Raw genomic sequence first — 13,687 nt, forward strand, 5'->3', positions numbered from 1 at the left:
AGCTAATCTCCGTTCAAGAATCAAGGAATCTAAGTGCCTCGCATCTCCCCCACCAAGAAGGCCATTCTGGCTGCCGCGCTGGAGCTCGGTGCGCTGCACGGGATTTCCGGGACCACCATGGATGAGGTGGCCGAAAGCGCCGGTGTGGCCAAGGGAAGTGTTTATTACAACTTCTCTTCCAAGGACAAGCTCTTTGAGGAGCTGTTGACCACGGGAGTGGCTTCGCTCTCGCAGACGCTGCGCACAGCCCGTGAACAAGCTGCGGGGTTTGCCGCGATTGAGGCCATGGTCTCGGACATGCTGGCGCTGATTGCACAGAACAGGGCGTTGGCCAAGCTCATGGCGGCGGAAATTTTCCGCACGGACAGGGTGTGGCAAAATGCGGTATCGGTGTTGCGCCGTGAGGCGGTCAGCGAGTTTGGTGCCGCACTGTTGCCGCTGGTTCCAGCCGGCACTTCTGAGAGCAGCCGCTTACTGATGGCCGGTGGAATCTTCGGGGCCACCCTCATGGGCGGGCTGGAATGGCTATTGTTCAGCCCGGACACCCCCGTGGCGGAGGTATCCGCCGCGATCTTGTTCATTTTCTCGGGCAAGCTGGCCGCAGATGCGCCCAACCCCTAACTCTTCTCACCACCCTTGATCTTGAGTCCGGCTTCTTAAGTCAGGCTTCTTGAGTCCGGCTTCTTGTGGCCTGGCCGGCTTTGGTGCAGATTGGAGAGGAACAGTCCCGGGCGCAGTGAAGATGCCCCCAGGGCAGGCACCCAGGCAGGCACCCAGGCAGGAACGACGGCGGTCCCCGCGTCAGTGCCGTGCTGAACCGGGAGTGGGGGTGGCGCATTCCGTGGGGGTGGCGCATTGTGCAGGAGGTGGTGATGGCTGGATCCGGGGTGGGTTTACGGTCCGAGCGGGGCCCTGTTCTACTGGCGCTCATGGTCAGCATGGCCCTGGTGGCCCTGGACTCAACAGTCCTTGCCACAGCGGTGCCGTCTATCGTGGAGAACTTGGGTGGCTTTGCCTCGTTCCCGTGGCTGTTTTCCGTCTATCTACTGGCACAGGCTGTAACGGTCCCGGTCTATGCGAAGCTTTCTGACACGCTGGGGCGCAAACCCGTCATTCTGGCCGGTATCAGCATCTTCATGGCGGGTTCAATCCTGGCCGGGTTCGCGTGGAGCATGCCAGTGCTGATCGCGTGCCGCGTTGTGCAGGGGCTCGGTGCCGGGGCCATTCAGCCGGCCACCACAACCATTGCCGGTGATATATATTCCGTCGAGGAGCGCGCCAAAGCTCAAGGGTATCTCTCCGGGGTTTGGGCAGTTGCCGCCGTGTTGGGCCCAGCCATTGGTGGCCTGTTTTCCCAGTTCGTCAGCTGGCGCTGGATCTTCTTCATAAACGTTCCGGTGTGTTTGGTGGCTATGGTGTTGATCGTCCACTCCTACCACGAGAAGGTGGAACGCCGGCGGGTCCGTATTGATTACCCCGGCACGGTGCTGCTCGCCACAGGAATGTCGCTGATCATCTTGGCTGTGCTTGAGGGCGGCCAGGCATGGGCGTGGGATTCGCCACTAAGCATCGGTGGTTTTGCGCTTGGCGCCGCCTGCCTCGGCGCCTTTGTCCTGGTTGAACGCCGAACCGCCAACCCGGTTCTGCCTTTGTGGGTACTCTCGCGCCGCCTACTGTTGAGCACTACGCTGGTCTCCCTCGGCGTCGGGGCCGTGTTGATTGGCCTCAGCTCTTACGTTCCGACCTTTTTAGAAGGCTCCATTGGCACGGTTCCTCTACTGGCAGGGCTGGCCGTAGCCGCCCAATCCATTGGCTGGCCTATTGCCTCAAGCTTCTCCGGCCGCCTGTACATGCGGCACGGCTTTCGTAACACGGCAGTGTTGGGAATGTCCATCATTGTCCTGGGCGCCCTGGCTCTGGTTATCACCTCTGAGCGTCCCAATGTTGCGGTGGTGGCGGCCTGTTGTTTGGTCATCGGCGCCGGCTTGGGATTCGCTTCCACCCCGGCCATCGTGGCGGCCCAGTCCTCCGTGGGCTGGGGCGAACGTGGGGTGGTGACGGGTTCGAACATGCTGGCACGGGCGGTTGGTAGTTCGGTGGGCGTGGCCATCTTCGGGGCCGTGGCGAATACCATCGTGGCTAACTCCGAAGCTGCTAACTCCGGCGCACCTAACTTAGGAATGGCCGGCTCCGGCGCTGCTGCAACGGGCCCGGCCACCATCATTGCCTCGGCCCATGGGGTGTTTTTGGCGGTGCTGGTTTGCGCCATTCTGGGGCTCATTGCGGCAGCTGCCATGCCACGAAAAGTCCTAGTAGTCACCGACTAGGTTTTTTCGTTGCTGTCCCCGTGCCCGTGTGTGCTGCGGCATGTCTGCCCTCGGCCCAGCGGCCCAGCGGCCCAAAGGATCAGCGGATCAGAGCCCCAGCGGATCAGAGGCCCAGGATGCTGGTGGCGATCAGGAAGTAAATGATCAGGCCCGTTGCATCCACGAAGGTTGATATGAACGGGTTGGAGAATACTGCCGGGTCCGCACGCACGGCCTTGCCCAGCAGCGGCATGAGCCCGCCAATGCTCGCCGCCATGGTGCACACTCCCAAGAGGGTCAGGCCAATGACCCAGCCAATCGGTACGGTGAATACCAGTGAGGCAATCACGAACCCCAAGGAACCCAGCAGCAGACCGAGGAACGCGCCAACCCTGACTTCACGGGCAAAGACTTTCACGAAGTCACGCGGGCGCACATCGCCCAACGCCAAGGCCCGGGTGATAGTGGTGGCCGCCTGATTGCCGGTATTGCCCCCCGTGCCTATCAGTAGCGGGATAAACAGTGAGAGCACCACTTGTTGTTCCAATGTTGCCTCAAAGGCGCCAATGACTTGGACGGTGAGCGTGGCGCCCAGTGCCAGTACCAGCAGCCACACCACCCGGGCCCGGACGATGGTTCCCACCGGCGTGGCCAGGTATGGACGGCGCAATGGTTCGGTTCCACCGGATCGGGCAGCGTCTTCTGTTTCTGCGTCCTCGAGAATCTGCAGCGCATCATCCACTGTGAGGATACCGACCAGCCGCTCCTCGGCGTCGACAATAGGCAGCACCAGAACCTTGGCATCAGCACAGTAGCGGGCGGCTTCTTCCACATCCTCGGTGGCGGGAAAGCTCAGCGGCGCCTTCATGATCTCTGCCACTAGGGCGTCGTCGTCGGCCCTCAACACATCACGCAAGGAGATAACACCCACCAGGTGGCGCCCTGAATCGGTGACGGGAAGAGTGTAGACGCTCTCGGCGTCGTCCAAGTGTGTCCGAACCCTGGCGAAGGTCTCGGCCATGCTCAGGTGCGGGTGAGTGGTGACAAACTCGGGGCTCATGTAGCGGCCCACGGCGCCTTGCGGGTACCCGAGCACAGTGCTGGTCAGCGCCCGCTCTTTCTCATCAAGGCCCGAGATCAGGCGGTTGGCCACGGACGCCGGCAGCTCATCCAGCAGTGCCACCCTGTCATCGGGACTCAGCTGGGCGAAGACCTCGGCAACATCGGCTTCCTGCAGCCCTGAGACAAGATCTGCCTGCAGCGCCGCATCCAGGCGTTCAAAGACCTCAATGGCACGGTCCTTTGGCAGCGTCCTGTAGGCCACAGCCCGCTCAATGGTGTTGAGCCGTTCCAGCTGTTCCAAAATTTCGCTGATGTTTAGCGGCCGTAATGCCTGCGAAATAGCGGACAGATCGTGATCGTTCAATGCCTTCATCAAAAGCTCGGCGCTGTTCTCAAAGGTCTGGATGGGGTACTTGATCATTCTCCGGGTCCCTCCGGTGGGTGCACACGGGAACGCCCTGCAGTGCTGGCCGCAGGTGTGTGCAGAAATTGTTGTGGGCGTGATGCGCTAAACCGCAACCGCGCAACCAACGACGGCGACCGGGAACCACTGGATTCCCGTCTTTCGGCGGGACAACTCATCCAAGAAAGCACCCCCGGCTCAAAAGTTCGGGGCTCGCGGCGCAGTGCGCGTCTTGGGAATGAAAGTTAGCGTGTTCTCCGATGGCGCAGGCGAGGCTCGCGCGGTGAGGTAGATCGACTAGGTCCGTCGTCCATGCGTGCGGCTCACCTCCAACATTCCAAGGCCCATCCCGGGCGTATTAAGTGGCATCAATCCCCTGTACTGCAAAGGAATTGGCCCTCATTTCATCCTAGGCCACGAGCGGACGGAACCACGAATCACACACTCCCGTATGGGTCACCCATTGTGTTCTGCTCCCGGGGCATCTAAGAATGGACTATGACGGTCACAGTGAGGTCTTTAGAAACGGCAGTTCCCCCCACCATTCTCATCCAGCCCGTGGCACGCGACGTCTTTGCAGCGCAGCCCGGACTGACACGCTTGGGACAGCGTTTGGTACGTACCTGCTTTGACGGAGCCGCCATTGACACCCGGCATACGGCCGTTGCGGAGATGAGCCTAGACTTCGCCGGCCCGGATCCAACATTTTACGACGGCGCCTCCGGACTCCTTCTCAATCCCACCACCAAAGAACGTAACGATCTGTTCGCCAGCGAAGCATCAGCATTGTTCATCGAGTGCGCTGCCAAGGCTCTCGCCGCCGCAGAGGGCCTCACGGCCGAGGATATCACCCACGTTGTGACTGTTTCCTGCACCGGATTCTTCAACCCCGGCCCCGATTACAAGATTGTCCGGGCGTTGGGGCTGGCACCTTCGGTGCAGCGCTACCACCTAGGCTTCATGGGCTGCTACGCCGCCTTTCCTGCACTGCGGGCAGCCAAAGCATTTTGCGACGCCGATCCGCAGGCTGTGGTGCTGGTGGTCTCCGTGGAACTCTGTTCCCTTCACGTGCGAACCTCCAACAACCCTGACACCATCATGGGCTCCTCTCTCTTTGCCGACGGTGCAGCAGCGGCAGTAGTCACGGCCAGGGAGCTTGAAACCACCGGCACCTTCTTAGAACTTGATCACTTTGAAACTGTGTTGACCCCTGTGGGTGAGGACTCCATGGCATGGAATATTGGTGATCATGGTTTTGAAATGGTGCTTGATAGCTATGTTCCGAAAATCATTGATGAACACATTGTGGGTGCCCTGGAACCACTTCTGGCTTCCTCCCCCTTGCAAGGGCTGCCCTATAGCGACATCAAGCACTGGGCCATCCACCCCGGGGGCCGCAGTATCTTGGACAAGGTCCAAAGCAAGTTGGCACTTAGCGAGGAGCAACTGGTCCCGGCCCGTGAAACGCTGCGCAACTTTGGCAATATGAGCAGCGCAACAGTGATGTTTGTGCTCAAGCACATTCTGGAACTTCCCCAGCAGTCCGCACGGGAGGATATCTGCGCCATGGCTTTTGGCCCCGGCCTGACGGTGGAATCGGCACTCTTCACGAAAGTGGGCTCGCCATCCTCTCCCCCCACCGAGACTGGGGAACTCGTAACGGCCGGCCATGCCTGAACGGGCACCAGAACCCACGCCAGAACCGGCGCCAGAACCGGCACACCCTGAACAGCCTTTAGCCAGCCCCCGGTTCTTGGCCGTCAGGGATCAGAAGGCACGGGAGGAAATGGACAATCCGCATTGTGAGCCCACCAAACTAGCCCGCACCTACGCTCAATTCCCCCTCATTAACGCCGTTGTTTCACGCTGGCGCAGCGTCTACAAACAGCTCATTAGGCCGTTGCTGTCAACCACGCACACCACCACGCTGCTGGATATAGGCTGCGGAGGCGGGGACATTCCCGCAGCCTTGGCCCGCTGGGCAGCACGGGATGGGCTCTCACTACAGATCACCGCGATCGATCCCGATCCGCGAGCGATTGGTTATTCCCGCGCTCATTCGGCGCATCCCGGCGTGGAGTTTCGCCAGGCCCACAGCAGTGCCCTGGTCACGGAGGGTGCCGTGTATGACGTTGTCATTTCCAACCACATGCTCCACCACTTATCCGCAGCCGAGCTCACAGACCTTCTGACAGACTCCGCAGCCATGGCTCAGCAGCTGGTGGTGCATAGCGACATTGCCCGCAGCCCGCTGGCCTACGCCTTGTTTTCCGTGGCGACCTGGCCGTTCTTTCCGGGCTCGTTTATCCGCCACGATGGCTTAATCTCCATTCGACGCAGCTACACCGCAGCCGAATTGCGGACCCAGCTGCCACCTGGCTGGTGGGTACAATCAGCGCGGCCCTGGCGCAATCTACTGCGCTCCACCCCTGGGCCACAGCATGTCTGACGCCAAACAGCCAGCGCCTGCCCAGACTGCCCATACTGCCCAGCCAAATCAGCCCCACCAGCCTGCCAAGCCTGCCCAGTCTTCCAAGCCTGCCCAGTCCTCCCAATCCCATCAGCCCCACACGAGCATGTTCGACGTCGTCATTGTGGGCGCCGGACCGGTGGGATTGTTCCTTGCCACGCTGCTACTGCAGGAGGGGCTCTCGGTGCGCATCCTGGAACAACGTTCCTCACCACGCAGCGATTCGCGCGCCATCGGCATTCACCCGCCCGCGCTGGCGGCTCTGGCGCTGGCCAAGGTGGAGGCGCCCCTGCTGGCAGAAGGCCTGCGCATCCCCAGCGGTGTGGCCCGCAGCGGCGGCCGTGACGTGGGTTCCATAGACTTCGCACGGGGCGCACCGGAACGCCCCTTTGTTCTGACCCTCAAGCAAGTACGCACAGAGGCCCTGCTGGCCCAGCGGCTCGCAGAGCTGGACCCGAACGCCGTGGTGCGTGGTTTCTGTGTGCAGTCCATCCACGACGGCGGCACCTTCCTCACGCTCTCCGGCACGGTCGCCTCTAGTGTTGTGGACGCTTCTGTTCGAGACTGCGCTGTTGTGGACGCCCCGGTTCAGGAGCATGTTCAGGGCCGGCTGGTGGTGGGTGCTGACGGTGCACGTTCCGCTGTACGCCGGCTACTGGGCATTCCTACCAGCGGGCGCAACTATCCTGACACGTATTTGATGGGCGATTTTCCCGACACCGGAGACGATGGAAACACTGCAGTGTTGTTTCTGGAGCCAGAAGGCATTCTGGAATCGTTCCCTCTGCCGGGCCGCTTGCGCCGCTGGGTTGTCCACACGGATTCGCTGCTCACGGACGCGGACGCAGCAGACCTTGCACAACTTGTTCGTCAGCGCACGGGGGTGGAACTTGATCCCGGGGCGAACAGTATGCTCAGCGCTTTTGAGGTCCGTACCCGGCTGGCCCGGCGCATGGTCCAGGGCAGGGTGGTGCTGGTGGGAGATGCTGCCCACGAGATCAGTCCCATTGGCGGTCAGGGCATGAATCTGGGGTGGTTGGATGCCGCCGCCGTGGCCCCCATCATCGTCGCTGCCCTGCGGGGTGAGAAAACGGGCAGACGGCTGGCGGAATTTGAGCGGGTCAGGATGGGCGCGGCCCGCACTGCAGCACACCAAGCCCAGCTGAACATGATGCTGGGGCGGAAGTCCCCGGCGCAGTTCTTGCAATTGCGCAACGCAGCCTTGGGAGGGCTGTTCACACTAGGCGTTGTCCAAAACTTTGCTGCCCGGCGCTTCACCATGCACAACATCCGTTGATACCTGCACGGCCCGGACGCGGCCTGTCGCTTTAACAACAGCCACCGCCACCAAAGTGGTGACAGGGATGGCTAGAACCAGACCAATGGAGCCCACCAGAATCCGTACAATCTCCTCAGCCAGTTCCACTCCAGTCAACGCGAGCAGGAGCTCTTGGTCAAAGAGTGAAACCATTAAGAGCACCGGCAGGGCACTGCCTGCGTAGGCGAAGGCAATGGTGTAGACCGTGGAGGCAATGTGGTCGCGGCCAATTCTCATGGCAGAGGTGAACAACTCCCGGGTACTGGTCTCTGGGGCCAGCTCGTAGAGCTCCCAAACGGCGGAGGACTGGGTGATGGTGACATCATTGAGCACTCCCAATCCGGAGATCACCAGACCACAGAGGATCATGCCGGATAAGGACATGCCCTGGGTCATGTTCAGAAGTTGGTAGCCGTATTCTCCCGAGGTGCCGGTCAGGGCGGCGGCGTCCACCGCCCAAGCTGCCAAACCTGCCGTGACACCCAACCCGAAGAGGGTTCCCAGAAGCGCCGTTGAGGTGCGGGCGGAGAAGCCGTGGGCAAAGTACAGGACACCGAACATGATGGCGCTGGAGCCAGTGAGGGCCACCAGCAGCGGCGGCTGGCCCTGGGCGAGTGCTGGCAGGATGAACCAGGCCAGCACCCCGAACGCTCCTATCAAGCCCACGATGGCTCGCAGTCCTCGCCAGCGGGCTACCGCTACCACCACCACGGCATACAACACCGCCAGTAAACCAATGGGGAAAGTCCGGACAAAATCCATGAAGACGTAGGCGGGGCCGTTTTGTTCAACACCCGTAACAGCCGCCAGGCCGGAGAGATTCAAATATCTGATGGAGTCACCCACGTGGACGCCACGGGATTGCACAATGTCAGGGCTGATGAGCACGGGAACTTCAGCCAGCCCGTCAGCGGCGGTGAAGGCGATGAAGCAGCTACTGCCTGGGCTGCCACCTGCACTGAGTGAGCAATCCTCCGTGACCGTGCGCTGCACAGTTCCAGAATCAATACTGGCCCCTGGCGCTGCGGCATAAGGATTGCCAGCCGCTGCGGGAGAGCCTTCAGTGCTGGGCCACATCAAGGCCATGGCAATAATGGTCAGGATGGCCAGTGGCACCAAGATCCAGCTCAGCAGCACCACAGCCCTGCGGCGCATGGCTTTGCGGCGGCGGAGCTCCGGCCGGCTCAGAGCCGATTCATCAGCGTGCGAATGTGAATGGCCCATGGGCTATGAAAGTCCTTGTGGTTGAGTGCGGTGGTTCATACATGCGGTGCTGAGAAAGCACAGAGAAAGTACAGAGGAGGAGCTGGGCTCCCTCGCGGGCAGTAAGATTTCCGCGGTCGCTAAGCGACCTTGAAAATCCATCCCCGCTCCGGGAGTCCAGCTCCGCCTCCTTAGCCAGCCCGCACTTTGGTTACTCCCCGAGAACCAGGGTTTCGGTGCCGCGCACCTTGGCCGCACCCACGGAAATCATGGGGTTGACCACGGCACAGAGAGCTTCCATGGAATCGTCCAGTTCCAGCAGCACCGGGTACTGGTGTGTGATCAGCGCCAGCAGATCGTACGCCGACTGCACAGCCTCATCGTGTCCCAGCGTTGGCTCCACGCCGAGGAACACCTCGGAGGCCGTAGCAGCAACTTCCTCAGTGGTCTCAATGTGCCCCTGCGAGTAGCTCAGCGCAAAGGCCTGGATCTTGCCTTTTTTGCTTGGGGCAACGTCCGCACCGAAGGCGCTGGCGGGCTCGGCCCGCAGAACCAAGGCGCCGTGGGCGCCGGTGAGGTCATCAAGGAACATGCGCTGAACCAGTCCTGGGCTCAGCGGACCTGTGGGATCCCACTGGTTCACGGCCTCGTAGTAACGGCCCACTACCTCAGTCAGTTCCACCGAGCCGGTGGCCAGATCCTGTACCCGGGCCCCGGCTTCTTCCTCGGTACCCTCCCCAAACATGGGCAGCTTCAGTGCGCCGGGGCCCACCTCAACAACCCTGTTCCGCTGCAAAATAGCCAGCCCCATCGCCTCGGCAAACGCCGCGCCCGAGGTGCCGGGGGCAACCTTGGTGCGCAACGCCGTCGTGCTTACCAAACCTGCGGCAAGTGCGCCGTCAGCTTCGCGGCGCAACATGGTGACCAAGGTGGCGCCAACGCCTGCGCGCCGGTGGTCTTTGGCAACCTCAACATAAGCCCAGAGGCGTGAGGGGTGCAGCTTGGTGGAATAGACCACCGCGGCCGCGACCGGAATGCCCTGGTCCGTAGCAACGATGGTGCGCCGCCACGGATTGGCATCCTGCGCCGGTACCAGCGCGGCACGGAACGCACCGGCTGGGGCGGAATCGGCGTCTCCCCAGATCTCCAGAAGGGTCAGGTCATCGCCGTCTTGCCACGGCCGGTAACTTAGTTCAACCATGCTTAGGCACCCAGGAGGCGTGTTGCCAGGTATGCCTGGACCTGGTCCAGGGGTACTCGCTCTTGGCTCATGGTGTCGCGCTCACGGATGGTCACGGCGTTGTCCTCGAGGGTCTCGAAGTCAACAGTGATGCAGAACGGGGTGCCGATCTCGTCCTGGCGGCGGTAACGGCGGCCGATGGCGCCGGCGTCGTCGAACTCGATGTTCCAGTGCTTGCGCAGCGTGTTGGCGAGTTCTTTGGCCTTCGGTGAGAGCTCCTCGTTGCGGGAGAGCGGCAGGACAGCGGCCTTGACGGGGGCCAGGCGCGGGTCCAGCTTCAGCACGGTGCGCTTGTCCACGCCACCCTTGGCGTTGGGGGCCTCGTCCTCCACGTAGGCATCCACTAGGAACGCCATCATGGAGCGGGTCAGGCCGAAGGAGGGCTCGATCACGTAGGGGGTGAAGCGCTCGCCCGTGGCCTGGTTGAAGTAGCTCAGATCCGTGCCGGAGCCCTTGGTGTGTGAGCCCAAGTCATAGTCGGTGCGGTTGGCAACGCCCATGAGCTCACCCCACTTGGAACCCTGAAAGCCGAAGTTGTACTCAAAGTCGATGGTGCCGGCGGAGTAGTGGGCGCGCTCGTCGTCGGGCACGTCAAAGCGGCGCATGTTCTCCGGGTCGATGCCCAAATCGATGAACCAGTCCCAGCACAGCTCAACCCATTCCTTGAACCACTTATCGGCGTCTTCGCCGGGCACAAAGAACTCAATTTCCATCTGTTCGAACTCGCGCGTGCGGAAAATGAAGTTTCCGGGCGTGATCTCGTTGCGGAAAGCCTTGCCGATCTGGCCAATGCCGAACGGGGGCTTCTTGCGGCTGGTGGTCAGCACGTTGTTGAAGTTCACAAAGATGCCCTGGGCGGTTTCCGGGCGCATGTAGGCCATGCCGGCGTCGCTCTCCACGGGCCCCAGGAACGTCTTCATCAGGCCGGAGAACAGCTGCGGTTCGGTGAACTGGCCCTTGGTGCCGCAATCCGGGCACACAATCTCTTCCATCCCGTTTTCGGGCTGGCGCTTCTTCTTCGCCGCGAACGCCTCGATGAGGTGGTCCTGACGGTGACGCTTGTGGCATTGGGTGCATTCAACGAGGGGGTCTGTGAACGTGGCAACATGCCCGGAGGCTTCCCACACGGCCTTGGGCAAGATGATGGAGGAATCCAGTCCCACCATGTCCTCGCGGCCGCGCACAAACGACTGCCACCATTCACGCTTGATGTTTTCCTTCAGCTCAACGCCGAGGGGGCCATAATCCCAGGCCGACCGCGAACCGCCGTAAATCTCACCGGCCTGAAAAACAAAGCCGCGACGTTTCGCGAGTGAAATAACCTGGTCTAGCTTGGACTGAGGCGCCACTTATTACTCCTAATACTTACGAGGCCGCTGGGTGCGGTCCGTCCCGCGCTCCACATTACCGGTGGGGGCCCGGTTGGGAGCAATTTTGCTCACTGCGCCACACATCCCCCTTGGTTTTGCGCTGCCCCTGATGGACGACGGCGGCCCTCAGCTGGAGCGGGTGCTTGGCTGGAGCGGGTGCTTGGCTGGAGCGGGTGCTTGGCTGGGTGGCCGGGTGGCCGGGGCCAGACTCTCGGCGCCTCTTCACGTGCCCCATCAGCCCTTTTCAGTGTGGCATTGTGTGCTTGATCTCCTTCCTCGGAGAAATATTTATAGAATTTTTCTTCGGGTAACTATTGCGTTTTGATTACTTTGGACTTATCCTGAAGATATGAGTATTCGGGAGGATTTCCCCGGGGACCGGGGCGCTGAAGCCACACAGGATGTGGCCTCGATCCTCGCTGCAATTACTCTTCCTTCCATTGAACCCTTTGGGTCTGACAGTCCAGAGCTTTACGGACTGCAGGGACGCCCTGAGTATCCAGTACCCTTCCCACTGCCCATAACGCAGCTGTCGGTGGCACAGTGCGTATACAACTCGGGGATGGAAGCCCTGAGCCTAATCAAGCGTCTTGAAGATGCCGTTGCCGGATGTAAGGCAAGGCTGGTAGCGCGGATATCTGGGGCATCAGCCGTTGAGGCTCAGCTGCTCAAATTGGATCGGTGGCAGAACGGCGTTGCAGCTTCCTCTGCGGCTACGGAAATGGCTTTGACGCTGGGGATTCCGGAACCAACAGCCGCAGCCTTGGAGCATCACAGCACGGTCTTGGTACAGGAGCATCCAGAGGTACTGGAGGCTCTGGAAGCCGGAATCCTCTCGTGGCGTCACGCCACCATCATCAACGAGGAAATCCTGACTCTTCAAGAAACAGCCAGCACCACAGCCGAGGATAAGGCCATGCTAGAGGCCCGGCTGCTGGTGCTCTCCGAAAACACCACGGCGGCATCTTTCCTTGGTAAGGCCCGCAGGGCCAGGGAAAAGATGCATCCGGAAACCATCACCACCCGTACCAAAGAAGCCTTTGCCAAGCGCAATATCAAATGTGATGCCGGCAAGGACGGCATGTCCTGGCTGACCCTCCACCTGCCAACCATTAGTGCCAGCGCCATTTACACGCGCTGCACCAGTCTGGCCCGCACCATCAAGTCCGACGCCGCAGCAGCACAACGGGTCGCGGACCAAGCCACCGCCGGCAACACCGGAACAAACCAAACCGGAACCACCCAACCCGGAACCACCCAACCCGGGACAAACCAACCAGGGACAAACCAACCCGGGACCGGCCAGGATTGCCGGGAATATAGAACCCTCGAGCAGCTCAGGGCCGATGTTGCCACCCTTCTCTTACTCGGCCAAGAGCTACCCAGCAACAACACCACAACCAACACAGCCACTGTAGGTGCAGCGGGGACTGCGGGCGCGCCAGGTACCCGCCGGGCTAACACCGGCTCTAGCCAGGAACCGAGTACTGCCGGTAGCCATGGAGTTGGCACTACGGCAACCCAGGAACCGAATACGCAGAAAACTGGCACTTCGGGCCCTCTGGCCACTTATCGTGAGCACGAGGCCGTTTATCTTCAGCAGTTGCATGATCTGGCACAGTCAAGAAGCCTGGTTGATCCACCACTGCCGGAGGCCCTGGTGTTGGTAACGGTTCCCTTCCTGGGATTGCTGGGCCTCACGGATGAACCGGCTGAACTGGCGGGACGTGAAGGGGGGCCAATTCCAGAAGAGATCGCCAGAAAACTACTAAAAAACGCCTCAACGTTCCTGCGAGTTTTGACCGATCCCATTACGGGAGCACCGCTGCCTCTGGAACCACAGCGATACACCCTAAGAGCCGCAGAAAAGGCGGTTCTCCAGGCCCTGGCAGGCGGCTGTTACATACCAAACTGCCCCAACCCCGTCATGGATACCGAGTTGGACCATCTACGGGCCTTTGAATTCGGCGGAGCCTCCACCCTGGCCAATGTACGCCCGGCCTGCAAACGCCACCACATCATGAAGCATCTCAAGGATGACAAAGACCGGCATGGGCGCCGGCGCTCCATCAATGAGCCCGAGAGGAACGGCTTGAAAGTGCGCGGCTGGACACCCAAAGTGAACCCGGACGGCCGAATTGGCTGGACCATGCCCAGCGGCACCTATCAGCCACCCCTGAACAACGATCCCCCTGCGCCGCACTATCCAACATGGCTCAAAAAGATCATCGCCCACTCACTCACGCGCAGCAGAACTCCTCGAAGCAATGATGCCTAGCCCCACCTCCAGCGGGTCCGGGATTTAGAGGATCGGC

The 13,687-nt window shown here is 61.2% G+C and carries 10 protein-coding genes; 6 read left to right on the forward strand and 4 right to left on the reverse strand.

Going from position 1 to position 13,687, the window contains the following annotated elements; genetic code table 11:
* Positions 1 to 33: 33 nt before the first annotated feature.
* On the forward strand, positions 34 to 621 hold the full coding sequence (locus tag CVS29_RS00790; protein ID WP_110104434.1) for a TetR/AcrR family transcriptional regulator: 588 nt from the start codon (positions 34 to 36) through the stop codon (positions 619 to 621).
* A gap of 251 nt (positions 622 to 872) precedes the next feature.
* Entirely contained in the window at positions 873 to 2,327 is a 1,455-nt protein-coding gene (locus tag CVS29_RS00795) for an MFS transporter (protein ID WP_110104900.1), read from the forward strand.
* Between the two features lie 103 nt (positions 2,328 to 2,430).
* On the opposite strand, the gene mgtE is transcribed toward CVS29_RS00795, so the two are convergent.
* Positions 2,431 to 3,789 (reverse strand): magnesium transporter, encoded by a 1,359-nt coding sequence (gene mgtE / locus CVS29_RS00800; protein ID WP_110104435.1) that lies wholly within the window; start codon positions 3,787 to 3,789, stop codon positions 2,431 to 2,433.
* 480 nt (positions 3,790 to 4,269) lie between these two features.
* On the opposite strand from mgtE, the gene CVS29_RS00805 reads away from it, so the two are divergent.
* From CVS29_RS00805 to CVS29_RS00815, 3 genes are all read left to right on the forward strand, one after another.
* A complete protein-coding gene (locus tag CVS29_RS00805) occupies positions 4,270 to 5,448 on the forward strand; it encodes a type III polyketide synthase (RefSeq protein ID WP_110104436.1) in 1,179 nt (392 codons plus the stop codon).
* Positions 5,449 to 5,524: 76 nt separating this feature from the next.
* The gene (locus CVS29_RS00810) at positions 5,525 to 6,220 is read left to right on the forward strand and encodes a class I SAM-dependent methyltransferase (protein ID WP_257032615.1); all 696 of its coding nucleotides are present in this window, start codon (positions 5,525 to 5,527) and stop codon (positions 6,218 to 6,220) included.
* The gene (locus CVS29_RS00815) at positions 6,213 to 7,538 is read left to right on the forward strand and encodes an FAD-dependent oxidoreductase (RefSeq protein ID WP_245931993.1); all 1,326 of its coding nucleotides are present in this window, start codon (positions 6,213 to 6,215) and stop codon (positions 7,536 to 7,538) included. The genes CVS29_RS00810 and CVS29_RS00815 overlap by 8 nt, the downstream gene beginning before the upstream one ends.
* On the opposite strand, the gene CVS29_RS00820 is transcribed toward CVS29_RS00815, so the two are convergent.
* From CVS29_RS00820 to CVS29_RS00830, 3 genes are all read right to left on the reverse strand, one after another.
* The gene (locus CVS29_RS00820; protein WP_110104438.1) at positions 7,482 to 8,783 is read right to left on the reverse strand and encodes a YibE/F family protein; all 1,302 of its coding nucleotides are present in this window, start codon (positions 8,781 to 8,783) and stop codon (positions 7,482 to 7,484) included. The two genes, CVS29_RS00815 and CVS29_RS00820, sit on opposite strands and share 57 nt — an antisense overlap.
* Before the next feature lie 190 nt (positions 8,784 to 8,973).
* Positions 8,974 to 9,963 (reverse strand): GNAT family N-acetyltransferase, encoded by a 990-nt coding sequence (locus CVS29_RS00825; protein WP_110104439.1) that lies wholly within the window; start codon positions 9,961 to 9,963, stop codon positions 8,974 to 8,976.
* Positions 9,964 to 9,965: 2 nt separating this feature from the next.
* Complete coding sequence (locus CVS29_RS00830) at positions 9,966 to 11,351, reverse strand: glycine--tRNA ligase (protein ID WP_110104440.1); 1,386 nt, start codon at positions 11,349 to 11,351, stop codon at positions 9,966 to 9,968.
* A gap of 370 nt (positions 11,352 to 11,721) precedes the next feature.
* Here CVS29_RS00830 and CVS29_RS00835 point away from each other — a divergent pair, with 370 nt between their 5' ends.
* Complete coding sequence (locus CVS29_RS00835; RefSeq protein ID WP_110104441.1) at positions 11,722 to 13,650, forward strand: HNH endonuclease signature motif containing protein; 1,929 nt, start codon at positions 11,722 to 11,724, stop codon at positions 13,648 to 13,650.
* Positions 13,651 to 13,687: the final 37 nt, after the last annotated feature.

It is taken from the genome of Arthrobacter psychrochitiniphilus (genome assembly GCF_003185915.1).
Lineage (GTDB): Bacteria > Actinomycetota > Actinomycetes > Actinomycetales > Micrococcaceae > Specibacter > Specibacter psychrochitiniphilus.